This window comes from Leifsonia araucanica, assembly GCF_051161895.1.
In the GTDB taxonomy this organism is placed as follows: Bacteria; Actinomycetota; Actinomycetes; order Actinomycetales; family Microbacteriaceae; genus Leifsonia.
In genome coordinates this window covers 15,427-38,834 of record NZ_JBMBTW010000002.1, presented here as the reverse complement: position 1 = coordinate 38,834, position 23,408 = coordinate 15,427, and the positions used below count along the sequence as shown (strand labels likewise).

Below are 23,408 nucleotides of genomic sequence, written 5' to 3'. Positions count from 1 at the left end.
CGGCGGTTTCGCCCCCCAGGGGGCAGGATGGAGTCGTGGAACCCCTCGAAGTGGTGGCTGCCGTCCTCGTGCGCGACGGGCGTGTGCTGGCGTGCCGCCGCGCCCCCGGCAAAGACGCCGCAGGACTCTGGGAGTTCCCCGGCGGCAAGGTCGAGCAGGGCGAGACCCCGGAGACCGCGCTGGTGCGCGAGATCCGCGAAGAGCTCGGCGTCGGCATCCTGGTCGGCGAGCTGGTCGACCGCAGTGTCACGGAGGCGGGCGGACGCCCGATCGACCTGGCCTGCTACCGCGCGGAACTCACCGGAGAGCTGCCGACGCGCAGCACGGACCACGACGCGCTCCTCTGGGTCCGCACCACGGAGCTGGCGGCGCTGGAGTGGGCCGCGGCCGACGTGCCAGCCGTCCGGGTGCTCACGGCATGAGGGCGATGGTCTACGACCGCTTCGGCGGTCCCGTCGAGGTGCGCGACGTCCCCGACCCGGTGGCTCCGGAGGGTGGCGCGGTGATCAGGGTGGGGGCATCCGGTCTCTGCCGCAGCGACTGGCACGCCTGGGCCGGCCACGACGACACCGTCCACCTGCCGCACGTCCCCGGCCACGAGTTCGCGGGGACTATCGCCGCGCTCGGCGACGGCGTGACGGGCTGGCGGGTCGGAGACAGGGTGACCGCGCCGTTCGTCAACGGCTGCGGCGCATGCTCCTGGTGCGCATCCGGCCAGTCGCAGGTCTGCCCGAACCAGACCCAGCCCGGCTTCACGCACTGGGGATCGCACGCGGAACTGGTCGCGATCCGCGCGGCAGACCTCAACCTGGTCGCCGTGCCGGACAGCCTCGACGACGATGCGGCCGCCAGCCTCGGCTGCCGCTTCGCCACCGCGTACCGCGCCGTCCGGATGCGCGCCGCCGTTCGCCCCGGCGAGTGGGTCGCCGTCTACGGAGCGGGCGGCGTCGGCCTGAGCGCGGTGATGATCGCGGCGGCTCTCGGTGCCAGAGTGGTCGCGGTCGACCGCAACCCGGCTGCACTCGACCTCGCCGCCCGCCTCGGCGCAGAGCACGTCGTGCTCGCGGACCCATCCACTCCGGCCACCATCACCGACCTCACCGGAGGAGGCGCCGACGTGAGCATCGACGCCGTCGGCTCGTCCACCACCAGCACGGACGCCGTTCTGTCGCTGCGTCGCCGCGGCCGCCACGTGCAGGTCGGCCTGCTCTCCGCCGACCAGCTCCCCGTCCTCCCCCTCGACCGCGTGCTCGCCTGGGAGCTCGACATCCTCGGCAGCCACGGGATGTCCGCCGCCGACTACCCGGGGATGCTCGACCTCGTCGCCTCCGGCGCCCTCCGCCCGCAGGCCCTGCTCTCCGGTGCCGTCAACCTGGAGACCGGCGCGGCGATGCTCCCCGATGCGGAGACGGCCTCGCCGACGGGCATCACGGTGGTCCACCCGGCCTGAGCGCGCCCTCCTCCCGGAAACCCGGCATGATGGCCGTATGCGCCTCGCCGATTTCACCCCGCCAGACACCCAGGCCGCCCGCGCCGCGTACGAGTTCGCCGCGGAGCGGCAGACGCCGGCGCTGCTGAACCACTGCATCCGGTCGTGGCTGTGGGCGCTCGGTTTCGCCGAGCTGGACGGCGCGGACGACATCGACCACGAGCTGCTCTACGTCGCGGCGCTGCTGCACGACCTCGGGCTGGTCGAGGAGTTCGACAACGTCACGCTCAGCTACGAGGACGCCGGCGGTCACGTCGCCGCCGCGCTCACCGCCGGCGCAGGCTGGCCTGCCGAGCGGCGCACCCGCGTGCACGAGGTGATCGTGCGCCACAACTGGCCGACGGTCGATCCAGCACTGGATGCGGAGGGCCATCTGCTCGAGATCGCCACCGGCCTCGACATCTCCGGCGTGCGCGCCGACCTGCTTCCTCTCGCCTTCCGGGAGGAGGTGCTCGCCGCGTACCCGCGACTCAGCATCGCCGCCGAGTTCGGAGCGTGCGTGACAGATCAGGCCGCGCGCAAGCCGACCACACAGGCGGCCAGGATCGTCGCGAACGGCGTCGTGCGGAAGCTGGCGGAGAACCCGCTGGAGGCACTGGGCGCCTAGCGGCCGAACAGGGCGAGCAGCCTCGCCCCGAGTCCTCGCCGTTTCGGCGGCGCATCCTCGTGCGCGACCGGCACCGTGTCCAGGAACGAGACGCCGCACTGCGGGCATTCCACGATCAGCTCGTGCACCGCGAGACCTGCGCCGTAGTACGGGTTCCGCACCACGTGCGCCTCAGCACCGCACGACGGACACGTCGCCCGTGCTCCCCCGCTGCCGTCCTGCATGGTTCCATTGTGCGCCACGCGAGGCGGGCGGCCGCACGCCACCCGGCGCGCTGGCCATCCGGTCAGCCGAGCGTGAGGACGATCGCCTGGTCTTTCCTCGCCGGCGTTCCTTCAGCGGGGTCGACCGCCGTCACCGTCAGGCTGGACGCGTCTTTCCCGTTCCCGCCGCCGTTGCCGCCGCCGTTACCTCCACCGGCATCCGGCTTCTTCACGCTCACGTTGGTGAAGCCGGCCGCGGCCAGCGCCGCCTTCGCCGCACTCTCCGACTGACCGATCAGGCCACCCGGGATGGTCGCGGACTGCCCGTTGCTGATCTGCACCGTCACCGAGCTGCCCTTGTTGACGGAGGATCCTGCTGCAGGATCGGTGCCCGCCGCCGTCCCAGCCGGCTGGGCGGAGTCGACAGGCGTCTGGTCGACCGTCACGTCCAGGCCGAGCCCCGTCAGGAGCGACTGCGCCTCGTCGGGGGTCTTGCCGGACACATCCGGGATCGTCACCTGGTCGCCGTACAGCACGGCGTTGGTCGGCTTGGTGAACGCGTCTCCCCCGTACAGGCTGTCGATGGCCTCGAGGATGGGCTTGGCGACGGAGAACTTCACGTCGCCGCCGCCCACCCCGTTGAAGTCGAGACTGCGCAGCGGGGTCGACCCTGACACGTTGCCGACCCAGGTCGCCGTCGACACCTTGCTGGTGGAGGTGACGAGCCAGTTCTGCAGCGAGTCGTCCGTCGTGCCCGTCTTGCCCATGATGGGCGTCCCGTCGTACGGGTTGGCGCTGGCCGCCGTGCCGCCGCCGCGCATGACGCCCTGCAGCGCGTAGGTGACTCCGGCCGCGATGTTCGGCTGCAGCCCCTGCGTGCAGGTGGTCGGGCTGACCTTGTGGGCAGAGCCGTCCGCGTTCACGACCTTGTCGATGGCGACCGGCGTGCAGACCGTGCCGTTGTTGGCGATGCCCGCGTACGCGTTCGCCATCGTCAACGGCGACAGGTAGTTGACGCCGAGGATCATCGACGGCACGGACGTCAGCGGGTTGCTCGACGATGCGGGATGCACGCCGAGCGCTTTCGCCGCGTTGAGGATCGAGCAGAGGTCGACCTTCGTCCCCATCTTCGCGAACGCGGTGTTGACCGATTCGGCCGTCGCCGCCATCACCGAGAGCCTGCTGGCCGAGCCTTCGTCGTTGGTGACGGGCCAGTCCGGTCCGTTGATGTCTGCGCAGCTGTTCGTGAACTCGGAGGTCGGGAAGTCGTGCTGGGTGGCGTTGATGGTGTCGTACAGGCTGTTGCCCGCTTCGAGCCACGCCGCCAGGTCGAACGCCTTGAAGGTCGAGCCGGTCTGGAAGCCCTGCGATCCGCCGTACGCCTCGTCGGTGTTGTAGTTCACCGCCGTCGTGCCGTCCTGCGGCTGGTCGGTGTTGTTGAACGCCCTGTTCTCGACCATCGTCACGATCCTGCCCGTGCCGAGCTCCATCGAGACATTGGATGCGCCGAGGTCGATCCCCGCCATCGACGGCGGGATGTATGCGCTGAGCGACTGCTGCGCCACCGCCTGCAGGTCGAGGTTGAGGGTGGTGTAGATCTTCAGCCCACCGCGGTTGAGCGTCGCCCAGCGGTCGTCGGCGGTCGCACCGTATGCCGGGTCGTTGAGCACGACATCCCGCACGTAGTCGCAGAAGAACGCGGCGTTGTACTGCGAGGCGGCCGCGCATCCGGAGGTGGTCGGCGTGATGACGGGCTGCACGGGCGTCTTCTTCGCCGCATCCCGGTCGGCAGCGGTGATCTTGTGGTTGATGGCCATGCGGTCGAGCACGTAGTCGCGCCGCTCCTTGGTGGCCTTGTATCCGTCGGCCGCGCCGTTGTCCTTGTTGTTCGGTTCGTCGATGCGCAGGTTGGCCGGGTTGTTCAGGATGGCGACCAGCGTGGCGGCCTGCGGCAGGCTGAGCTGGGCGGCCGTGGTGTTGAAGTAATAGTGCGCTGCCGCCTCGATGCCGTACACGGTGCCGCCGAATCCGACGACGTTGAGGTAGCCGAGCAGAATCTGCTCCTTGGTGTACTTCTTCTCCAGCCCGACCGCGTACCGCATCTCCTGCACCTTGCGCTGCAGGGTGACCCCGGCGGCGTCGGTGTAGCAGGCCTGCAGCTTCTTCGCGTCTGTGAGCGCGTCGCAGCGTTCCACCTCGACGTTCTTGACGTACTGCTGCGTGATCGACGACCCGCCCTGCACCGAACTCCCGCTCACAGTCGACAACGCCCCGCGCACGGTCCCGAGCAGGTCGACGGCGCCCTCGGAGTAGAACCGCGGGTCCTCGGCGGCCACGGTGGCGTCCTTGACGGTCTGCGCCACATCCTTCCAGCCGACGTCCTGCCTGTTCTGCGCATAGAACGAGGCGATCGGAACATCCGCCCCACCCTTCTTGGCGTACACCGTGGTGTTCTGCGCGAACGGCTGGATCTCCAGGTTCGACGGCAGCGCCTCGAACGCACTGGACGCGGCAGCCGCCGTCTGGCCGACTCCCAGGAACCCGGGCATGACGAACACCGAACTCAGCACGGCCGCGATGAGCGCGACCACCCCGAACTGCGCGATCAGCCCCGCCCGCGACCTCGCCGGCCGGATCTCATACCCCCGCAACGGATCGAACCGCCGCGAGAGCGCGACGAACCACGGCCGGTCACGGAACTGCGGGCGGGAAGACATCCATCCAGCGTTTCACCGCAACACTCAGAAACCACTGACGCACCGCGGCGAACCCTGTCCGTCCTTTCAGACGTGCGGGGCGGGGCACTCAGGTTGGGCGCGGCGCGCGTCAACTCGAGAACAGTCCAGCTTTGGCCAGTCGCTCGTGCATCACAGGGGCGAGTCGTTTGGTGTAAGCCTCCGTCATGTGGATGCCATCCGACTTCGTGATGGTCTTCCCCGCGAAGGGAGGGCAGAGGCCATCCGCGCAGAACCAGTCCGTCGTGTCGATGACGAATCGGCGCGCAGGATCGATGGCTGCCAGCCTGTGGAAGAAACTCTTCGGTCCGAGCTTCTCTGCAGCGCTCACGCAATCCTGCGGACCGCTCAACTTCGTGTAGCAGGATGCGAGTGGCTTGTCGCTCACGGACATCGCGATCAGCGCGATCTTCGACGGGGCGGCGATCTCCGCCAGCTTCTCCTTCACTCCCGTGTCGCTGAATCCGGCGATGGCGACCAGCTCCGGCTGGATGCGGTTCACGGCCTCCACAACCGCATCCGCCCGTTCGAGGCATCCCTCAGGCTTCTCCTTCGCCTGCGAGACGTCGCCGAACGAACACGCGATTCGCGCGTATGACACCACCTTCCAGTCCGGCTCGTCGCGCAGGGCGTCGATCAGCATGCTGGTAATGCCTGTCGCGATGGAGCTCCCCGCAACGAGGACCGTCTTCGTCGCCGTCGGAGCCCCCCAGGTGCATTTCGACTCGTCGACGACAGGAGCGAGATTGCAGTCGACGATATCTGCGGCCGCGAACCCGAGCGCTCCACCCTGCAGAGCCACGTCGATGGTTGGATCGAGTTCCGGCCAGCCCGGCTCGACGAGCGCGGCGCGCAATTCATCCTGAAGCGCGGCGAGGTGCGCCTCTTCTGTCGGCGGTGCGTCGTCGCTCGCGCTGTTCCACGCGGGGGCTGCCACGACCGGCTTCACGGTCTGCGCGTTCTTCGCGCCGGCGAACGCCGTGGTGGCGACGGCGATGCAGGCGAGAAAGCTGAGGACGAGCACTGTCCGCGAGCGTGACGACGTCGTCACGCCACGCGAGCCCGACCGTCGCAGAGTCCATCCCCGCGCGAGCCATCCCGACCGACGGACCGGAGCCTCCACCAAGTGGAACGAATACACGGAGGCGGCGGCCACGATCAGCGCGAGCAGCGCATACTGCCACGCGCCCTCCCCGATCAGGCTGACGCCGATGACGACGACGGGAAAGTGCCAGAGGTAGAGGGAGTACGAGATGTTTCCGATGTACTGGGACACGGGGTTGGTGAGCGGCCATGCCGTCCGTAGCTCCACCCTGGCCCCGGAAGCGATGACGGCCGCCGTTGCCACCACAGGGACGGCGGCCCACGGACCCGGGAACGGCATCCCGTCGTCGATGAATGCGATCGAGCCGACGATGCCGCAGAGCCCCGCCACCAGCAACACCGGCGCCGACCATCGTGGCAACCGTTCCAGCATCGCTGCCGAGAGCGCGAGAAGCCCGCCGATGCCAAGCTCCCACGCGCGGGAGAACGTAGAGAAGTACGCCCAGCTCGGAGAGGCCGCGCTCTCGAACGCCGCCCAGGCGAAAGACACAGTGATGATGAGCAGAAGTGCGACACCCATGCCGGTTCTGACCCGTCGCTCATCCACGGTGCGGCGGCTCACAACAGCAAGGATGACGAGCATCACGAGAGGCCAAACGACGTAGAACTGCTCCTCGACGGCAAGCGACCAGAAGTGCTGAAGCGGGGAGGGCGGGCCGTCTGCCCGAAAATAGTCGGTCCCCGCAGACGCGAAGTTCCAGTTCGCGGCGAACAGAGCCGACCATCCTGCGTCGCGCACGATCGAGAGGGCCCGCTCTGTGCCGTACACGCCCCATCCGACCGAAACAGTCACGACAAGCACGAGGGCAGCCGCGGGCAGAATACGCCTGATGCGATTGCGATAGAACGCTGAGAAGGAGATCCTCCCGTCGCGCTCGATCTCCCGCAGAAGCAGCCCGGTGATCAAGAAGCCGGAGATCACGAAGAAGACGTCGACCCCGACAAAGCCGCCACGCGGCCAGTGCAGGAGGTGGTCGAGGATCACGGCGACGACAGCGAGCGCCCGAAGGCCTTGAACATCCCGACGGAAGGACCGGTGGGGCGCGGGTACAGGGGCAGGCACGGAGACTCCAGAGTCGGATAGGGGCGAGAATTTAATATATGAAACTCTTACTCTAACACCTCAGCCGTGCGGGAGCTGCCGAGTCGGTCCGAGACGCGGTGGCTCGATGAGCCCGGGCCAGACAAAGAGGCGGCGCCCCCTCCCGGGGACGCCGCCTCTTTCACCTCAGCACAACCGCGGCTACGCCGCCTGCGCCATCCACTCCGCAGCACGCGCACCGGCGGTCACCCGCACGGCGCCATCCACCGCGTCGACGGTGACGGTACCGCCGTCGGTCAGCTCGCCGCTCACCATCAGTTCGGCGATCCTGTCGTCGATCTCGCGCTGGATGACCCTGCGCAGGGGGCGGGCGCCGTATTCCGGCTCGTAGCCGGCGTCGGCGATCCATTCCACCGCGGCGTCCGTCGCCTCGAAGCCGATCGAGCGCGCACCGAGGCGGGCGCTCGTCGCCGTGAGGAGGAGGCGCACGATGTCGCGCAGCTGCTCGGCGTCGAGCTTCCTGAACAGCACGATCTCGTCGATCCTGTTGAGGAACTCGGGACGCATCGCCTCGCGCAGTTTGCCCATCACGCGGTCGCGCAGGTCTTTCTCCGACGCGAAACCGGATGCTGAGGCGTCGCCGCCCACCGGCACGAAGCCGAGGGCGCCGCTGCGGGATGCGAGGAACTCCGAGCCGAGGTTGGAGGTCATGATGACGACCGTGTTGCGGAAGTCGACCGTCCTGCCCTGGCCGTCGGTGAGGCGGCCGTCGTCGAGCACCTGCAGCAGCAGGTTGAACACGTCGGGGTGCGCCTTCTCGATCTCGTCGAACAGCACGACAGAGTACGGGTTGCGGCGCACACGCTCGGTGAGCTGGCCCGCCTCGTCGTATCCGACGTATCCGGGAGGGGCGCCGACCAGACGGGCGACCGTGTGGCGTTCGCCGAACTCGCTCATGTCGAAGCGGAGCATCGCCTTCTCGTCACCGAACAGGGATGCGGCGAGCGCCTTCGCGAGTTCGGTCTTGCCGACGCCGGTGGGTCCGAGGAAGAGGAAGCTGCCGACGGGGCGGCGCTCGTCTCCGAGCCCTGTCCTGTTGCGGCGCACCGCCTTCGCGACGGCGACGACCGCGTCGTCCTGACCGATCACGCGCTCGTGCAGCTCGGTTTCGAGCTTGGCGAGGCGTTCGCGGTCCGCTTCTCCGATGCGGCTGACCGGGATGCCCGTCGCACGCGAGATGACGCCGGCGATCTCCGGCTCGTCGACCACAGCCTCCGGCCGGGGCGCGGAGCCGAGCTCGTCCAGCGAACGCTGCACCGCCTCGATCTCGTCGCGGAGGCGCGACGCCTCCTCGTAGTGCTCGGACGCGACGGCGGAGTTCTTCTCCGACTCGAGGGTGGCGAGGGTCGCCATCAGCTCTGTCGTGTCGACGCGCTTGCCGAGGCGCAGGCGGAGACGTGCCCCTGCCTGGTCGATGAGGTCGATGGCCTTGTCCGGCAGGAAGCGGTCGGAGACGTAGCGGGCGGACAATTCGACGGCCGCGCGGATCGCGTCGTCGGTGTATCGCACGCCGTGGTGCTCCTCGTACGCTCCGCGGAGCCCGGAGAGGATGAGCACGGCGTCCTCGATGCTGGGCTCGCCGACCGTCACGGGCTGGAAGCGGCGTTCGAGCGCCGGGTCCTTCTCGATGCGGCGGTATTCCTTGAGCGTGGTCGCGCCGACCAGGTGCAGGTCGCCCCTGGCGAGCCGCGGCTTCAGGATGTTGCCGGCGTCCATGCCGCCGGACTCTCCCGAGCCGCCGGCGCCGACCACGGTGTGCAGCTCGTCGATGAACACGATGAGCTCGTCCTTGGCCGCGCTGATCTCGTCCATCAGCTTCGTGAGGCGCTCCTCGAAGTCGCCGCGGTAGCGGGTGCCCGCCACCATTCCGGCGAGGTCGAGCGACACAACGCGCTTGTCGCGCAGCTGCTCCGGCACTCCGCCGTCGACGATCGCGCTGGCGAGGCCTTCGACGATCGCGGTCTTGCCGACGCCTGCCTCACCGACGAGCACCGGGTTGTTCTTGGTGCGGCGGGACAGGATCTCCACGGTCTGCTCGATCTCGTCGAGCCTGCCGATCACCGGGTCGAGCTTGCCGTCGCGGGCGAGCGCGGTCAGGTCGGTGCCGAACTGGTCGAGCATCGGGGTGGTGGATGCGTTCTCCGCGTCCTCTCCGTCAGCGGCCTGTCCAGCAGTTCCGGCGCCGACGGTCGTGGTCTGGCGCATGGCGGAGGTCAGAGCATCCGGGGTGACGCCTGCTGCCTGCAGCACCTGCCCGGCCGGGGCGTCCTGGATGATGACGAGCGCGAAGAAGAGGTGCTCGGGGTCGATGTACGTCGATCCGGATGCGCGGGCGACCTGGTACGCGTGGAACAGCGCCCGCTGGGCGGACGGGGTGATGGATGCGGCATCCACGTCGACGGGGTCGCCCGTCTGCGGGAGTCGCTGCTCTGCCGCGGCGGCGACCGCCTGCGGGTCTGCGCCGATGCGGCGCATGGCGTCTGCGGCGGGCTCTGCCGTCGCCATGACGCGGAGGATGTGCAGGGCGTCGAGCTCCCGGTGGCCGTGTTCGAGCGCGAATCGTCCGGCCTCGGCGAGGGTCTCCTGCGTGCGCCGGCTCAGGAACCGGCTGATGTCGATGGAGCGCGCGGTACGCGCACGCTCACCCGCGAGGTAACGGGCGAGGAACTCGTCGAACGAGTTTCCTTCGTTACTGTCGGGAGTGAAGTCTTCGGGCACGAAATCTCCTGTGTGTTGAAAGTTGAGTGAACTGCACTCAAGTTCAACGCTGCGGGGTGCGAGGTATTCCCGCGGGCCCGAACACGGCCGCGGCGCGTTCGCCGTCGACCGTCGGCCGCGTTAACCTTGGTGGATGGAAAGTCGCGCCGGCTCCAGGAATGGCGTCGCGAATGCCAAAGCGAGGGCGCTGTACGACGCTGTAGCGTCAGCGCTCCAGTCCCCCATGCACGCCGACGCCGACACGGTCTCCGTCGAGCACGACGCCGCCCGATTCCTCGTCCGCTTCAGCGACCTCCCTCTCGCCGCGTTCCGTGCGCGGGTGCCGCTGTCCACGCCGCCCGCCCAGGCGAAGTCCGCCGTCGCGAACGCCGCGCGGAAGGCGCACGCGAACATCCTGCAGTGGCGGGAGCTCGGCTACCTCAACGAGGTGGGGGCCAAGATCACCGCTCTCCGCGACGGCGGTGCGTACGCAGGCCGCCTGTTCGAGGCGTACGGCGCAGGGCGGCTCGACGAGGCGGAACTCGTGGCGCGGCTGCGCGAGATCCCTCCGGTCCCCCTCGACGGCCTGCCGCTCGGCCAGGGCGGTGGAGGACCGATGGAGGTCGCGGGCACAGCACTCCGGCGGCACCTCATCTCCTCTGCGCTGTTCGAGCACATCGTCGAGGAACTGGCGGACGCGGGACACCAGGCCTGATGCCGTCCACCGGGCTGAGCCGCGCGGAGGCGCGCAGGATCGCGGTGACCGCGCAGCGCCTCGACGCCGACCGGCCCACCGAACTGATCCCCCTGGTCGAGCAGCTCACCCTGCTGCAACTCGACCCGACGGCGGCCATCGCACCGAGCGCAGAACTGATCGCCTGGACCCGTCTCGGCTCCACCTTCCGGCCGGAGCAGCTGCGCCAGGCGGTCGAGACCGACCGCACCCTGTTCGAGCAGAAGGCGCAGGACGACCAGAGCACCCCGCCCATCGCCATGCTCCGCCCCACCTCCGCCCTTGGCCTGCACCTCGACGCGATGGCCAGGTGGCCGCGCGAGGGAAGCGGCGTGCACGCCTGGCTGGAGGCGAACGCGCAGTTCCGCCTGGATGTGCTCGCCCGGCTGCGCGCCGACGGCCCTCTGCTCTCCCGCGACATCCCGGATACGGCGGCCGTGCCGTGGGAGTCCAGCGGCTGGACCCACGGCCAGAACGTGACCAGGATGCTCGAGTTCCTCTCCGCCCGGGGCGAGATCGCCATCGCAGGACGCATCGGCAAGCAGCGCACATGGGACCTCGCGGAGCGCGTCTATCCGTCCGGCATCGAGGTCGTCCCCGAGGAGGAGGCCGCGCGCATCCGGGATGCCCGTCGCCTGCGCTCGCAGGGCATCGCCCGCGCCGCGATGGTCGGCGAAGCGGGCGTGCCGGTCGAGATCGAGGGCAGCAGCCGGCCGTGGCGGGCCGACCCGGATGCGCTGGACGCCCTGGATGCCGGCTCCGGCCACGCGTTCTCCGGCCGCACCGCGCTGCTCTCGCCGTTCGACAGGCTCATCCACGACAGGGTGCGCACGCTGGAGGTCTTCGAGTTCGAGTACCTGCTGGAGATGTACAAGCCGGCCGCGAAGCGCCGCTGGGGCTACTTCGCGCTGCCGATCCTGCACGGCGACCGCCTGGTCGGCAAGCTCGACGCGACCGCGGACAGGAAGGCGGGCGTCCTCCGCGTGGCCGCCGTGCACGAGGACACCCCGTTCACCTCGGAGACGCGGGATGCGGTCGACGCCGAGATCGCCGACCTCGCCGCCTGGCTCGGCCTCGCCGTCGAGCGCGCCTAGTTCGCCGCGACCGGCGCCTTCCCGTGGGGGTCGCTCGCGTTGAGCGCAGCCACCACCGTCTCGTAGTCGCCGCGCGCCTCTCCGTAGCGCAGGAACTTCACCCGGTCGACCAGGATCTCCCGCGCATCCGGCTGCGTCTCCAGCAGCTCCATGACCTCGGAGACGAACGCGTCGAGCGGCATCGCCACCTCGCTCTCCTCCTGGCCGGGCAGCAGCCCGGTGCGCACCGCGGGTGGCACCAGCTCGACGACGCGCACGCTCGTGTCGGCCAGCTGCAGCCGGATGCTCTCGCTCAGCTGGTGGATGGCCGCCTTGGTCGCGTTGTAGCTCGGCGTCACGGCGAGCGGCGCGAACGCCAGACCGGACGAGACGGTGACGATGGTCGCATCCTGCCTGCTCTGCAGGTGCTCGGTGAATGCTGCGATCAGCCGGATCGGGCCCAGCAGATTGGTGACGACCGTGGCCTCTGCCGACTCCAGGAAGCCCGCTGCCGAGTGCCAGTCCTCCACCCGCATGATCCCGGCCATCGCGATCAGTACGTTGAGGTCGGGGTGCGCGGCGATCACCGCTGCGGACGCCGACCGGATGCTCTCCGGGTCGGCCGTGTCGATCCGCACGGTGTGGATGCCCGGGTGCTCGTCCGCGATCCGTTCGAGCAGTTCTGCCCGGCGGCCGCCGACGATGACGGTGTTGCCCTTCGCGTGCAGGGCGACGGCGATAGCGAGGCCGATCCCGCTGGTCGCGCCGGGGATGAAGACGGTGTTTCCTGTGATGTTCATGCTTCGAGTGTCCGGGGGCTGCTCGCCTCCCGGCAGAGAGCGGTTATCGGGGGATCCGCGATCCCTGGCTCGCCACGGCCGGACGACGGATGATGGACACATGGACCGCGCAGACCTCGCCGACTTCCTCCGCAGACGCCGGGAGGAGTTGCGGCCCTCCGACGTCGGCCTCGCGTCCGGCGCCCGCCGCCGCGCGCCCGGCCTGCGGCGCGAGGAGGTGGCCCAGCTGGCGAACATGTCCGCCGACTACTACACCAGGCTCGAGCAGCAGCGCGGCCCGCAGCCGAGCGAGCAGATGCTCGGCTCCCTCGCCCGCGCCCTCCGCCTGAGCGGCGACGAGCGCGACTACCTGTTCCGCGCGGCCGGCCACAACCCGCCCGACCGGTTCGCCGGGGCGGCGCACGTCGCTCCCGCTCTGCTCCGCGTGCTCGACCGGCTCGACGACACCCCCGCCCTCATTCTGTCCAACCTCGGGGAGACCCTGGTGCAGAACGCGATGTCGGCCGCGCTGCTCGGCGACCGCTCCGGCTTCACCGGTATCGAGCGGTTCGAGGCGTACCGCTGGTTCGTGCATCCGGAGACCGAGCGCATCCGGTACCCGGAGGACGACAGGGACAGGCAGAGCCGCGCGCAGGTCGCCTCGCTGCGGGTCGCGTACGGCGCGATGGGCTCCTCCTCGCAGGCCGGCGAGCTGGTGCGCGCCTTGCAGCGGGAGAGCGCGGAGTTCGCCGAGCTGTGGGACAGGCACGAGGTCGCCAACCGGTTCGAGGACCACAAGACCTTGGTGCATCCGGAGCTCGGCCCGATCGAGCTGGACTGCCAGGTGCTGTTCACCGAGGACCAGTCGCAGTGCCTGCTCGTCCTCACCGCTCCCCCGCGCACCGACGGCGCGGAGAAGCTCGCCCTGCTCGGCGTGCTCGGGATGCAGGCGTTCAGCTGACCGTCTTCTCGGTCTCCTCTTCCCGCTTGCGCCCCAGCACCTGCGTCGGGATGCCGCGCGACAGCGCGAGGGAGCCGACCGAGATCACGATGAGGCCGAAGATCGAGATCCTGAGCGACGAGAGCTGCGAATCCCGGTAGATCGACTCCAGCGTCTTCGCGTCGCTCTCCGACAGTCCTGCGTCCTCACCGATCTTCTGCACGCTGTCCGCAGGGACGATGTCGACGCCGCCGTTCGTCCGCTCCTGCACGGTCGACTGCACACTGTCGGGCAGGCTGCTGCTGGACACCCCAGAGGCGAACGACGTGGCGAGCGCGCCGATCAGGATCGAGCCGATCAGCGCCGTGCCGAGCGACGAGCCCAGGTTCTGGAACACGCCCTGCAGGCCGCCGACCTCGCTGGACTGCTTCTCGCCGACACTGGACATGTTCACGTTGCCGAGCTGGGAGGCCAAGAGCCCGAGCGCCCCGCCGGCCAGGAACATCCCGATGCCGAACAGCCAGCTCCGCAGGTCGGCCGTGACCGCCCCGAGCAGGATGAGCGAACTGACCACCAGGATCACCTGCCCCACCCGCACGATCCGCCTCGGCGACCAGAACCGGGACAGCATCGTGCCGAGCACGGAGAACAGGATGAGCGCGATGGACAGCGGGAAGATCTTGAGTCCCGTGGACAGGGCATCCAGCCCCAGCGTCATCTGCAGGTAGACCGGCACCATGAAGAACAGCCCGGCCGTGACCGCGTACTGCGCGCCGAGCACGCTGAGGCCGCTGCGCAACTGCCGGATGCCGAACATCTCGATGTGCACGAGCGGCGATCGGCCGGAGTCGGCCAGCTTCCGCTGCCTTCGCGCGAACAGGAACAGCAGCACGCCGCCGATCAGCATGAACCAGGCGGTCAGGGAGATCCCGAACGGGTTGATCGGCACGCCGCCGATCACCGGGGAGTGCAGCGGGATGAGCCAGCCCCAGGTCTTGCTCTGCAGCATCCCGTAGACCACGAACACCAGGCCGAACGCCGACAGCAGCACGCTCCACACGTCGATCCTCGACTTCGTGCGTCCCGTCGCGTCGCGCACCACCCTGCTGAAGAGCACGACGATCGCCATGATGACCACCTCGGAGACGAACACGTATCGCCAGTCGAGGTAGGTGGTGACGTACCCGCCGATCAGCGGCCCGGCGGCGACCGCCGCACCGGAGACGGCTCCGATGATCGCGTACGCCGTGATCCTGTCGTGCCCGCGGTAGTTGTCGGCGATCAGGGCGGCGATGGCCGGGATGACCAGCACGGCCCCCAGCCCCTCGATCACGGACCAGCCGAGGAACAGCGTCTCGATGTTCGGGCTGACCGCGGTCAGCAGCGACCCCAGCGCGTACACGCACGAGCCGATCACGAACGCCCTGCGCCTGCCCCAGACGTCGCCGAGCTTCGCGCCGAGCAGCATGAACGCGGCCATCGTCAGCGTGTAGAAGGTGATCGCGGCCTGCATCGCCGCGACCGTGGTGTGCAGGTCGGCCACGACGGTCGAGATGGAGACGTTCATCACGGTGCCGTCGAGCACCATCACGAACTGGGCGCTTCCCAGAACGATGACGACCGACCACTTCTTCATGTGCGGCTCCCGACTCTGCGGGGTGTTCCTCCCCGACCGGATGCGCTCAGTATGTTCCTCCGCGCGCATCGGCCGCAATGGCGCGGTCAGCCGCGGTCGGCGCTCCTGGCCGCCCGCACCAGGATGCGCGCGGCGTCCCTCGCCTGCTCTGCGGCGTCCGCCGTGCCCGCGATGGCCGCCGTGGTCTGCGCGCCCTCGGCGAGGATCGCGAGCTGGGGAGCGAGCGACGGGGACGCCCCGGCCTCCTCGACGAGCCGGGCGACGTACTCCTGGAACGACTGCTTGTGCTTCCTGGCCGCCGCCACGACATCCGGATGCCCGCCGCCGAGCTCCCCGAACGCGTTGATGAAACCGCAGCCGCGGAACGAGTCGTCGGCGAACCAGTCCGCCAGGTAGTCGTAGATGGCGAGGAGCTTCTCCTCCGGGTCGTCGACGGTGGCGACCCTGCCTGCGACGCCGTCCGTCCACATCCGGTGCCTCCTGTCGAGCACGGCGAGCACGAGGTCGTCCTTCGACGGGAACTCCAGATACAGCTTCCTGAGCGACACGCCCGCCGTGTCGCGGATCTCGTCCATGCCGACGGCCGTGATGCCGCGCGCGTAGTAGAGGTCGTCCGCCGCATCGACGATGCGGTCCCGCACAGGCTCTCCAGTCATACCCAGAAGTATAGCTTGCGCGAGAACCATCGTTCTCATATGATCGTCAACAGCAGCCGAGAACGACCGTTCTCGGCGAACAGCACACACGAAAAGGGATACGGACATGGCGTTCATCACCGTCGGCGAAGAGAACAGCACCCCCATCGAGATCTACTACGAAGACCACGGGACGGGACAGCCCGTCGTCCTCATCCACGGCTTCCCGCTGGACGGCCACTCCTGGGAGAAGCAGTCCGCCGCCCTCCTGGACGCCGGCTACCGCGTGATCACCTACGACCGCCGCGGCTTCGGCCAGTCGAGCCAGCCGGCCACCGGATACGACTACGACACCTTCACCGCCGACCTCGCCACCGTCCTCGAGACGCTCGACGTGCGGGATGCGGTCCTCGTCGGCTTCTCGATGGGCACCGGTGAAGTGGGAAGGTACCTCGGCACCCACGGCTCCGAGCGGGTCAGCAAGGCCGCGTTCCTCGCTCCGCTGGAGCCGTACCTGCTGAAGACGGACGAGAACCCGGACGGCGCGGCTCCGCTCGAGTTCTTCCAGGGCATCGTCGACGCGGTGAAGGCCGACCGCTACGCGTACTTCACCGCCTTCTACAACGACTTCTACAACCTGGACGAGAACCTCGGCAGCCGCATCAGCGAGGAGGCCGTGCGCAACAGCTGGGCCGTCGCGGCCGGAAGCGGCGCCGTCGCATCCAGTGCTGCTCCGCTCACCTGGTTCACCGATTTCCGCGCGGACATCGCGAAGGTCGACGTGCCTGCGCTCATCCTGCAGGGCACGGCGGACCGCATCCTGCCGATCGACGCCACAGGCCGCCGCTTCACCGCAGCGCTCGCCGACGCGGAGTACGTCGAGATCGAGGGCGCCCCGCACGGCCTGCTCTGGACCCACGCCGACGAGGTGAACTCCGCGCTGCTGGCCTTCCTCGCCAAGTAGCCGAAACAGGCATCACCCCACCGAGCGCCGGGGCGGACGGATCATCCGCCCGCCCCGGCGCTCTCGGCTGGCATACGACATTCCCCTAGTTCCTTGCCAGACAGCCTGCGTAACCTTCGAGGTCCGCCGCACTGCCGGCTTCACGTACGGAGGGGAAACGCATGACGACACGGTCGCTGCCTGCGCCGCGCGCCGATCGGCGGCCGTTCCGCGTCGGCTTCTTCGCCCGTCGCTGCCTGATCGAGCAGGCCAGGCAGGATGCGGCGACCACTGCCTCCGGCCCGGCCGGGGATGCGGGCTCCGGGGAGCCGACCACCCCGCACGTCCAGGCGATGCAGGCCCACGCCGACGGATACGCCCGGCGCGAGGAGCAGCGCTTCTTCGCGAGGATCGACCGCGAACTCACCGAGTACCGCGTGCTGTCGAGGGCGCTCGACAGCGACCTCGCCGACTACGACGCGCTCACCGGCGACGTCCGGCTCGACGACCGCGAGTTCATCGCCAACGGCACCGGCCCCGGCTTCGAGGAGCTGCGCAGGCTGGAGCGGCGCATCAAGCGCGGCAAGCGCCGGGTCGACGAGCTCTCCGCCCTCATCCACTCGCGGTTCACCGCCGCGAAGCTGCGCACCAACCGCTACTACGACCACGCGGACGAGAAGCTCGCCGTCTACTGGGGCGCGTACCGCAGGGAGCTCGCACCGGACAGGGGGCTCGACAGGGCGCCGGTCCTTCGGCGCTCCGAGTGGCTCACCACGAAAGAGAACACCCGGCTTCTCGAACTCTGGCAGGGGAGAAACGATGTCAAAGCGTGACCGGCAGCCAGCCGACTACTCCGTTCCGAAGACCGGCCGCCTCCGCCGCCGGCTGTTCTGGCGCCTGCGCAGGATGCGCGCCGCCGTCGACGTCGAGACGCTGGAGGTGTTCGAGCACGAGCTCGCCGCGTTCGAGCGCGGCGGCGTCGCGGAGATCGAGCGGCAGCGCACCCGCAACCTGGCCGCCTGCGCCGCCCGCGTCACCGCGTCCCAGAAGCGCGAGGAGCTGATCCGCGGCTCCATCGAGCGCACCGAGCACCAGCTGAAGCGCGCCGAGGTCGCCGCCGAGCGACTGGATGCGCGCCTGCTCGGCCACGACCCCGACCTGCACAACTACGCCTGAGACGGAGAGAAGACACATCATGGCCAGAGACATCGTCGAGAGACCGCCCCGCATCCGTCCCCGCGTCGGGCACATGTCGCGCTTCGCGCACGTGCTCGTCTACCTGCTGCTGCTCGGGATGATCACCGTCGACTACGTGCTGCTGTCGCAGGCGCTCACCCTGCTGCTGCGCAACGACAGCCAGTACGGCTCGATCGGGCTGCAGATGTACGTGATCACGCTGGGCATCTCGCTCGCCGTCGTCACTCTGCCGCACGTCGTCGCCGTCGTCATGCGGCGCATCCAGGCCAGGGTCATGGACAGGCGCTGGTCGATCGCCGCCGTGCTGATGTCGCTGATCTGGGTGGCGCTGCTCACCGCTATCACCGTCGCCAGGATCAAGGCGGGCATCGACGCGCAGAACGCCGGCGGCCTGACCGGCCTCGTCGGAGGCTCTGCGGCACCGGCCGCGACCGGCTTCTCCTGGACGGCACCCGACACGATCATGGCGTTCCTCATGCTCGGCGTGCTCGCCACCTCCGGAGCGATCAGCTTCATCGTGGCGTGGCTCACCACCCGCCCGCTGCTCAGCGCCTCCGAGAAGGCGCACGCGCACGTGGACGAGCTGCGCCGCTACCGCGACCGCTTGCTCGGCGAGGCCGTCGCCGCCCGCGAAGAGACCGCCCAGGCCATGCACCTGGCCGCCGCGGACGGCGCCAGGTACACCGGCGCCAGGATCACCTTCGCCTCGCGCGTCGACGTGCTCCGCGCCCAGCTCGCAACCCGGCTCGCCCAGCACGAGCGCGACCCGGAGAGCACCAGCCAGATCATCCGCGAGCTGCGCGCCAGACGGCTGAGCGACCCCGAGCTCGGCCAGGGCGCCCAGCCCGGTCGGCTGACCGACTGAGCCCTCTCCTCCCGAACGTCTCCCGAAAGGACGACCGTTGACTTCCCGACCTCTCGCCAAGGCCTTCGTCGCCATTGCGGCCGCCATCGCCCTGGGCGCCACCATGACCGCCTGCGCATCGGCCACCGCATCCGGCGCGGCCTGCGACCAGTCGCAGAAGCGCAACATGGGCGTCGTCGCCGGGAGCACCGCGAACGCCCCCGTCACGAACCTCCCCGCCTCCGCCGTCGACCAGTTGAAGGCGGTCGGCGCCAGCAACGGCAGCGTGACGGTGGTCGTCCCCTCCGGCACCCCGCAGGTGATGGGCACGACGGTGATCGGCTCGACGGCTCAGGATGCCGTGGTCTGCCAGAACGACCAGCGCACCAAGCTCACCCAGATCACCTCGTACATCAACGGCCTCGCCTCCGCATCCCCCGAGGTCGACTTCCTCGCCTCCATCGACCAGGCAGCCCGCAACCTCGGCTCCCACCCGATGGGCGTCCTCGTGATCGGCAGCGGCCTGCAGACCACCGACCCGCTGAACTTCTCCACGAGCGGCGTCCTCTACGCAGATCCGGCCCAGGTCGTCAGCGACCTGACCTCCCGCGGCCTGCTCCCCACCGACCTCAAGGGCGTCACCGTCTACTGGTCCGGGATGGGCGACGTCGCGGGAGCGCAGACCCCATTGACCATCCCGGCCAGGAGCAACCTCACCGCCATCTGGACCGCGATCGTGAAGGCGGCAGGGGGCACCCTGTCCCTGCTGCCGGAGCCGGCATCCGGCGCCGCCCGCTCGGGGCTCCCCGCCGTCTCGGCCGTGCCCGTCGAGGCTGTCCAGACCAAGACGGACTGGACGAAGCCCATCGTCATCCGCAACAGCGACCTCCTCTTCACGAAGGACACGGCCACGTTCTCCGACCAGGCCAACGCGCAGTCCGTCCTCGGCGAACTGGTGCCGTCGATCGAGCAGAACGGTCAGCCGATCACCGTCACGGGCACAGCATCCAAAGACCAGGCGACGAACAACACCGCCGACACAGCCCTGTCGCTGAAGCGCGCCGACGCCGTCAAAGCCGCACTGGTGAAGCTCGGCGTCTCCCCCGGCCTGCTCACAACGGCCGGAGTCGGCTACGACTGGTGCGGCTGGAAGAGCGAGACGGACGCGGCGGGAAAGTACTCGGACGCTCTCGCAGAGCAGAACCGCTCCGTCATCCTGACGTCCGCGGGCGTCTCCCTCTGCAGCTGACTACCGTCCCGTCCCGTTCACCCGGGCGAGCAGGGACGCGAGCTGCTCCACGTCTCCGCGATCCCATTTCCGCAGGTTGCTGTAGAACACCCGCTGGTCGCTGGCACGCACCTCGTTGACCTTCTCGATCGCCTCCGTCGTGGCGACCAGATAGCTGGCCCGCCTGTCCTCCGGGTCGCTGCGTCTCTCGACCAGTCCGAGGGCTTCCAGGATGCGCACCTGACGGCTGACGACGCTCTTGTCCGTGGACAGCATCCCGGCGAGCGCGCCGGCGTGGACCGGCCCCGTCCTGGCGAGGGTGCTGAGGAGTTTGAAGCCGACCGGCTGCAGGTCGGGATGCACGCCGGCCGCCCGGTCGCGCATCCCGGCGCTCACTTTGTTGAAGAGGACGGTGAACTGCTCCTCGACGGAGGCGATGGCCTCGTCGTTCTCGCGGGTGGCGGCGCCGCTCGGCGCCACCACCCGTTCCGCGTTGCTCATGGCCGCGATCATAACCGACCGGCTAGCGCTGTTCCTCCGAGCGTTCGGACGGCGGACGCACAGCGCCGACCGAGCCGGTGACCGGGGCGCCGATCATGGCCTCCGCGACCTCGATCGCGGTCTCTTCGGCCTCTTCCGCCCCGTTGTGACCTGTACGCTCTCGCATCTTCTCGAGCGCCGTCTGCGTGCCGAGCTTGATGTTCGGCAGGAACAGGATGGCGATGATCGTGATGACCGCGAGCGGCACCGCGATGAGGAAGATGTCTGCGACGGCCTGGCCGTAGACGGACTCGATGATCGTGCGCACACCGACGGGGAGCTTGTTGACCTCCGGCAGCGTGCCGCTCTGCAGCGACTTCGCCACCTCGGCACCCGCAGCGCCCAGCTTGCCGATCGCGACCTGCAGGTCGTGCTGACGCTCGCCGAGCATCGTGACCACCTTGGAGCCGAGCACGCTGCCCATCACCGAGACGCCGACCGTGCCGCCGAGGCTGCGGAAGAACGCGACGGACGAGCTGGCGACGCCGAGCTGCGACGGGTCGACCGTGTTCTGCACGATCAGCACGAGGTTCTGCATCACCATGCCGACGCCGGCGCCGAGGATGAACATGTAGATCGAGACGATGACGTAGTTGGTGTCGTACTCGATCGTGCTCATCAGGTAGAGGCCGATCGTGAGCATGATCGAACCGACGATCATGTACGGCTTCCATTTGCCGAAGCGGCTGATCAGGTTTCCGACGACCATGGACGAGATCAGCAGACCGCCGATCATCGGCAGCGTCAGCAGACCGGACTCTGTCGGCGTCGCACCGCGGGCGAGCTGCATGTACTGGCTGAGGAACACCGACGTCCCGAACATCGCGACACCCACCGAGATGGATGCGATCACCGCGAGGGTGAACGTGCGGTTCTTGAACAGGGACAGCGGGATGATCGGCTCCTTGACCAGGAGCTCGGTGATGACCGCAGCGACGAGCATCAGCACGGAGGCGCCGACCATCCACGCGGTCGTCCAGCTCCACCACTCGAACTGCGTGCCGGCCATGCTGACCCAGATCAGCAGTAGCGAGACGCCACCGGCGATGAGCACGGCGCCGAGGTAGTCGATCTTGACCTTGCCCTTCGGGCGCTTCGGCAGGCGCAGCGTGAGCTGCAGCAGGATGATGGCGAGGATCGCGACGGGAACGCCGACGAAGAAGTTCCAGCGCCAGCCGATCGAGTCGGTGAGCAGACCGCCGATCAGTGGTCCTCCGATGGTGCCGACGGCCATGATCGCGCCGAACAGGCCCATGTAGCGACCGCGGTCACGCGGGCTGATGATGTCGGCCATGATGATCTGGCTGAGGGCGGTCAGACCGCCGGCGCCGAGACCCTGCACGACACGGAACGTGATCAGCATCTCGGGGTTCTGCGAGAACCCGGCGAGCGCGGAGCCGAGCACGAACAGGCCGAGGGCGAGCTGGATGAGCAGCTTGCGGTTGAGCAGGTCGGCGAGCTTGCCCCAGATGGGCGTGGACACCGTGGTCGCGAGCAGCGTGCTGGTGACGACCCAGGTGAAGGCGGACTGGTCGCCGCCGAGTTCGGAGATGATGCGGGGCAGCGACGACGAGACGACGGTTCCGGCGAGGATCGAGACGAACATCCCGAGCAGCAGGCCGGACAGCGCTTCGAGCACCTGCCGGTGTGACATGGACGCCGACGGCGCCTCTTCCTCTCGAGTGAGAGAGCGTGACATGTTTTTCCTTCGTAATTGGTTGACGAGGAGCAACGATATATAATTAGGTGACCGAAATCAACTAATTCTCTGCATTGCTGCAAAATTTCTCAATATGCAAACTCCAGCACCGGCCGCCGAGCTCGGCCTCCGCGAGCGCAAGAAGGCGCAGACACGCGCCAGCCTCGAGCGCGCCGCCGTGACGCTCACCCTCGACCGCGACATCGACGACGTCACCATCGACGAGATCTGCGCGGCCGTCCCCGTCTCGCACCGAACGTTCTTCAACTACTTCGACTGCAAGGAGGACGCGCTCCTCGGCTTCCGCCACTCCTGGGGCGACGCGGCCCTGGTCGCGGAACACCTCGAACGCGTCTACGCGGGCAGCATCGTCGAGTGCGTCGTCACCACGCTGATCAGGGGCCTCCCCACAGCCACCGACCCCGACCTGCACGCGGCCAGGATGCTCATCGCCTCCCGCAACCCCGGACTCATCCAAAGCAGGATGCGCCGCCTCGACGACCTGCGCTCCGGCCTGGTCGGCTCCATCGCCGACCTGATGCTGCGCGAGGGACTGGTGGATGCGGACGGTCCCGTCTCCGCGGAGGCGCAGGCCGAGCTCCTCGTCGTCACCTGCATCGGCAGCATCCGCATCGCCCTCCGCGAGTGGGCGGACGCCGGCGCCGTCGGCAGCCCGGACGAGGTCGCCGCGCGCAGCGTCGCGATCGCGCGCACGCTCAGCGCGCTCTCCTGAGCTCCGCTCCTACTCCCGCCCGCGGTTGCGCCGCCGCACCACCCGCGGCGCACGCCCGGCCAGGAACGACTTGCCGGGGTCGACCACGAAGCCCTGACGCAGCGCCTCGCGGCCGATCAGCATCCGGAAGCCCATCTGGTCGCGGTTGCTGAGCGTGGTCTCCGCCGTGATGGTGCGCCCGAACAGGTGCACGTCCACCAGCACGACGATGCGCTCCTCCGCATGCCCGGACGAGCTGCGGACGGTGCGGCGGTCGTGCACGGGGCACTCCACCGTGACCACGTCGTCCTCCGACCTCTGCCACGGCCGCACCCGGAAGCGGACCGTGTCGCCGTCGTCCTCGATGTCGAAGGCGTGCAGCGCAGAGCTGCGCGCGCCGGTGTCGAGCTTGGCTTTGATCCAGGGCACGCCGACATCGGGCAGGCTCACCCATTCGCGCCAGCCCACGATGGTGCTTGAATGGAGGTCGTCTTTCACACCCACCATCTTGG

The 23,408-nt window shown here is 69.0% G+C and carries 22 protein-coding genes; 12 read left to right on the top strand and 10 right to left on the bottom strand.

Annotated elements, in window-relative coordinates:
* Positions 1 to 35 precede the first annotated feature (35 nt).
* From ACN6M5_RS00185 to ACN6M5_RS00175, 3 genes are read left to right on the top strand one after another with little or no spacing between them, the layout of a single operon-like run.
* The gene (locus ACN6M5_RS00185; RefSeq protein ID WP_434948088.1) at positions 36 to 422 is read left to right on the top strand and encodes a (deoxy)nucleoside triphosphate pyrophosphohydrolase; all 387 of its coding nucleotides are present in this window, start codon (positions 36 to 38) and stop codon (positions 420 to 422) included.
* Positions 419 to 1,450 (top strand): zinc-dependent alcohol dehydrogenase family protein, encoded by a 1,032-nt coding sequence (locus ACN6M5_RS00180; RefSeq protein ID WP_434948087.1) that lies wholly within the window; start codon positions 419 to 421, stop codon positions 1,448 to 1,450. The genes ACN6M5_RS00185 and ACN6M5_RS00180 overlap by 4 nt, the downstream gene beginning before the upstream one ends.
* A gap of 37 nt (positions 1,451 to 1,487) precedes the next feature.
* Entirely contained in the window at positions 1,488 to 2,096 is a 609-nt protein-coding gene (locus ACN6M5_RS00175) for an HD domain-containing protein (protein ID WP_085370775.1), read from the top strand.
* Here ACN6M5_RS00175 and ACN6M5_RS00170 read toward each other — a convergent pair.
* The 4 genes from ACN6M5_RS00170 to ACN6M5_RS00155 all read right to left on the bottom strand — a co-directional run bounded on the left by ACN6M5_RS00170 (position 2,093) and on the right by ACN6M5_RS00155 (position 9,958).
* Positions 2,093 to 2,320 carry a hypothetical protein gene (locus tag ACN6M5_RS00170; RefSeq protein ID WP_143466014.1) on the bottom strand — a complete coding sequence of 76 codons (228 nt, stop codon included), beginning with the start codon at positions 2,318 to 2,320 and terminating at the stop codon, positions 2,093 to 2,095. The genes ACN6M5_RS00175 and ACN6M5_RS00170 overlap by 4 nt on opposite strands.
* 62 nt (positions 2,321 to 2,382) lie before the next feature.
* Positions 2,383 to 5,016, bottom strand: coding sequence for a transglycosylase domain-containing protein (locus ACN6M5_RS00165; RefSeq protein WP_434948086.1), 2,634 nt, complete (start codon positions 5,014 to 5,016; stop codon positions 2,383 to 2,385).
* 109 nt (positions 5,017 to 5,125) lie between these two features.
* Positions 5,126 to 7,201: an acyltransferase family protein gene (locus ACN6M5_RS00160; RefSeq protein WP_434948085.1), complete on the bottom strand. Its 2,076-nt coding sequence runs from the start codon at positions 7,199 to 7,201 to the stop codon at positions 5,126 to 5,128.
* Between the two features lie 180 nt (positions 7,202 to 7,381).
* Positions 7,382 to 9,958, bottom strand: a complete 2,577-nt coding sequence (locus tag ACN6M5_RS00155; protein WP_434948084.1) for an ATP-dependent Clp protease ATP-binding subunit — start codon at positions 9,956 to 9,958, stop codon at positions 7,382 to 7,384.
* Positions 9,959 to 10,181: 223 nt separating this feature from the next.
* On the opposite strand from ACN6M5_RS00155, the gene ACN6M5_RS00150 reads away from it, so the two are divergent.
* Together ACN6M5_RS00150 and ACN6M5_RS00145 are read left to right on the top strand one after the other, a co-directional pair.
* A complete protein-coding gene (locus ACN6M5_RS00150; RefSeq protein ID WP_085370769.1) occupies positions 10,182 to 10,652 on the top strand; it encodes a hypothetical protein in 471 nt (156 codons plus the stop codon).
* Positions 10,652 to 11,764 (top strand): DNA glycosylase AlkZ-like family protein, encoded by a 1,113-nt coding sequence (locus tag ACN6M5_RS00145; protein ID WP_434948083.1) that lies wholly within the window; start codon positions 10,652 to 10,654, stop codon positions 11,762 to 11,764. Before ACN6M5_RS00150 ends, ACN6M5_RS00145 begins: the two co-directional genes overlap by 1 nt.
* Here ACN6M5_RS00145 and ACN6M5_RS00140 read toward each other — a convergent pair.
* Positions 11,761 to 12,543 carry an SDR family oxidoreductase gene (locus ACN6M5_RS00140; RefSeq protein ID WP_434948082.1) on the bottom strand — a complete coding sequence of 261 codons (783 nt, stop codon included), beginning with the start codon at positions 12,541 to 12,543 and terminating at the stop codon, positions 11,761 to 11,763. The two genes, ACN6M5_RS00145 and ACN6M5_RS00140, sit on opposite strands and share 4 nt — an antisense overlap.
* A 100-nt stretch (positions 12,544 to 12,643) precedes the next feature.
* Here ACN6M5_RS00140 and ACN6M5_RS00135 point away from each other — a divergent pair, with 100 nt between their 5' ends.
* Complete coding sequence (locus tag ACN6M5_RS00135; RefSeq protein ID WP_434948081.1) at positions 12,644 to 13,483, top strand: helix-turn-helix transcriptional regulator; 840 nt, start codon at positions 12,644 to 12,646, stop codon at positions 13,481 to 13,483.
* Here ACN6M5_RS00135 and ACN6M5_RS00130 read toward each other — a convergent pair.
* Both ACN6M5_RS00130 and ACN6M5_RS00125 read right to left on the bottom strand, forming a co-directional pair.
* Positions 13,476 to 15,098, bottom strand: coding sequence for an MFS transporter (locus ACN6M5_RS00130; protein ID WP_434948080.1), 1,623 nt, complete (start codon positions 15,096 to 15,098; stop codon positions 13,476 to 13,478). The two genes, ACN6M5_RS00135 and ACN6M5_RS00130, sit on opposite strands and share 8 nt — an antisense overlap.
* An 86-nt stretch (positions 15,099 to 15,184) precedes the next feature.
* Positions 15,185 to 15,754, bottom strand: coding sequence for a TetR/AcrR family transcriptional regulator (locus ACN6M5_RS00125; protein ID WP_434948079.1), 570 nt, complete (start codon positions 15,752 to 15,754; stop codon positions 15,185 to 15,187).
* A 106-nt stretch (positions 15,755 to 15,860) separates the two neighbouring features.
* Between ACN6M5_RS00125 and ACN6M5_RS00120 the strand changes: the two genes are divergently transcribed.
* From ACN6M5_RS00120 to ACN6M5_RS00100, 5 genes are all read left to right on the top strand, one after another.
* Entirely contained in the window at positions 15,861 to 16,697 is an 837-nt protein-coding gene (locus ACN6M5_RS00120) for an alpha/beta fold hydrolase (RefSeq protein WP_434948078.1), read from the top strand.
* Between the two features lie 161 nt (positions 16,698 to 16,858).
* Positions 16,859 to 17,509 carry a hypothetical protein gene (locus ACN6M5_RS00115; RefSeq protein ID WP_434948077.1) on the top strand — a complete coding sequence of 217 codons (651 nt, stop codon included), beginning with the start codon at positions 16,859 to 16,861 and terminating at the stop codon, positions 17,507 to 17,509.
* Complete coding sequence (locus tag ACN6M5_RS00110) at positions 17,496 to 17,852, top strand: hypothetical protein (protein ID WP_168688976.1); 357 nt, start codon at positions 17,496 to 17,498, stop codon at positions 17,850 to 17,852. Before ACN6M5_RS00115 ends, ACN6M5_RS00110 begins: the two co-directional genes overlap by 14 nt.
* Before the next feature lie 19 nt (positions 17,853 to 17,871).
* Positions 17,872 to 18,738, top strand: coding sequence for a hypothetical protein (locus ACN6M5_RS00105; RefSeq protein WP_085370760.1), 867 nt, complete (start codon positions 17,872 to 17,874; stop codon positions 18,736 to 18,738).
* Positions 18,739 to 18,775: 37 nt separating this feature from the next.
* Positions 18,776 to 19,966: an OmpA family protein gene (locus ACN6M5_RS00100; RefSeq protein WP_434948076.1), complete on the top strand. Its 1,191-nt coding sequence runs from the start codon at positions 18,776 to 18,778 to the stop codon at positions 19,964 to 19,966.
* Here ACN6M5_RS00100 and ACN6M5_RS00095 read toward each other — a convergent pair whose 3' ends face one another.
* Positions 19,967 to 20,446, bottom strand: coding sequence for a MarR family winged helix-turn-helix transcriptional regulator (locus ACN6M5_RS00095; protein WP_434948075.1), 480 nt, complete (start codon positions 20,444 to 20,446; stop codon positions 19,967 to 19,969).
* 22 nt (positions 20,447 to 20,468) lie between these two features.
* Positions 20,469 to 22,139, bottom strand: a complete 1,671-nt coding sequence (locus tag ACN6M5_RS00090) for an MDR family MFS transporter (protein WP_434948074.1) — start codon at positions 22,137 to 22,139, stop codon at positions 20,469 to 20,471.
* Between the two features lie 139 nt (positions 22,140 to 22,278).
* Here ACN6M5_RS00090 and ACN6M5_RS00085 point away from each other — a divergent pair, with 139 nt between their 5' ends.
* Positions 22,279 to 22,917 carry a TetR/AcrR family transcriptional regulator gene (locus ACN6M5_RS00085; RefSeq protein WP_434948073.1) on the top strand — a complete coding sequence of 213 codons (639 nt, stop codon included), beginning with the start codon at positions 22,279 to 22,281 and terminating at the stop codon, positions 22,915 to 22,917.
* A 9-nt stretch (positions 22,918 to 22,926) separates the two neighbouring features.
* Here ACN6M5_RS00085 and ACN6M5_RS00080 read toward each other — a convergent pair whose 3' ends face one another.
* Positions 22,927 to 23,403 (bottom strand): ATP-dependent zinc protease family protein, encoded by a 477-nt coding sequence (locus ACN6M5_RS00080; protein ID WP_085370757.1) that lies wholly within the window; start codon positions 23,401 to 23,403, stop codon positions 22,927 to 22,929.
* Positions 23,404 to 23,408 lie beyond the last annotated feature (5 nt).

Excerpts from the sequence above, each read along its gene's own strand:
- ACN6M5_RS00180 (WP_434948087.1), top strand. The coding sequence starts at position 419 with ATGAGGGCGATGGTCTACGACCGCTTCGGCGGTCCCGTCGAGGTGCGC.
- ACN6M5_RS00175 (WP_085370775.1), top strand. The coding sequence starts at position 1,488 with ATGCGCCTCGCCGATTTCACCCCGCCAGACACCCAGGCCGCCCGCGCC.
- ACN6M5_RS00170 (WP_143466014.1), bottom strand. The coding sequence starts at position 2,320 with ATGCAGGACGGCAGCGGGGGAGCACGGGCGACGTGTCCGTCGTGCGGT.
- ACN6M5_RS00165 (WP_434948086.1), bottom strand. The coding sequence starts at position 5,016 with ATGTCTTCCCGCCCGCAGTTCCGTGACCGGCCGTGGTTCGTCGCGCTC.
- ACN6M5_RS00150 (WP_085370769.1), top strand. The coding sequence starts at position 10,182 with ATGCACGCCGACGCCGACACGGTCTCCGTCGAGCACGACGCCGCCCGA.
- ACN6M5_RS00145 (WP_434948083.1), top strand. The coding sequence starts at position 10,652 with ATGCCGTCCACCGGGCTGAGCCGCGCGGAGGCGCGCAGGATCGCGGTG.
- ACN6M5_RS00140 (WP_434948082.1), bottom strand. The coding sequence starts at position 12,543 with ATGAACATCACAGGAAACACCGTCTTCATCCCCGGCGCGACCAGCGGG.
- ACN6M5_RS00135 (WP_434948081.1), top strand. The coding sequence starts at position 12,644 with ATGGACCGCGCAGACCTCGCCGACTTCCTCCGCAGACGCCGGGAGGAG.
- ACN6M5_RS00130 (WP_434948080.1), bottom strand. The coding sequence starts at position 15,098 with ATGAAGAAGTGGTCGGTCGTCATCGTTCTGGGAAGCGCCCAGTTCGTG.
- ACN6M5_RS00125 (WP_434948079.1), bottom strand. The coding sequence starts at position 15,754 with ATGACTGGAGAGCCTGTGCGGGACCGCATCGTCGATGCGGCGGACGAC.
- ACN6M5_RS00120 (WP_434948078.1), top strand. The coding sequence starts at position 15,861 with ATGGCGTTCATCACCGTCGGCGAAGAGAACAGCACCCCCATCGAGATC.
- ACN6M5_RS00115 (WP_434948077.1), top strand. The coding sequence starts at position 16,859 with ATGACGACACGGTCGCTGCCTGCGCCGCGCGCCGATCGGCGGCCGTTC.
- ACN6M5_RS00110 (WP_168688976.1), top strand. The coding sequence starts at position 17,496 with ATGTCAAAGCGTGACCGGCAGCCAGCCGACTACTCCGTTCCGAAGACC.
- ACN6M5_RS00105 (WP_085370760.1), top strand. The coding sequence starts at position 17,872 with ATGGCCAGAGACATCGTCGAGAGACCGCCCCGCATCCGTCCCCGCGTC.
- ACN6M5_RS00095 (WP_434948075.1), bottom strand. The coding sequence starts at position 20,446 with ATGAGCAACGCGGAACGGGTGGTGGCGCCGAGCGGCGCCGCCACCCGC.
- ACN6M5_RS00090 (WP_434948074.1), bottom strand. The coding sequence starts at position 22,139 with ATGTCACACCGGCAGGTGCTCGAAGCGCTGTCCGGCCTGCTGCTCGGG.
- ACN6M5_RS00085 (WP_434948073.1), top strand. The coding sequence starts at position 22,279 with ATGCAAACTCCAGCACCGGCCGCCGAGCTCGGCCTCCGCGAGCGCAAG.
- ACN6M5_RS00080 (WP_085370757.1), bottom strand. The coding sequence starts at position 23,403 with ATGGTGGGTGTGAAAGACGACCTCCATTCAAGCACCATCGTGGGCTGG.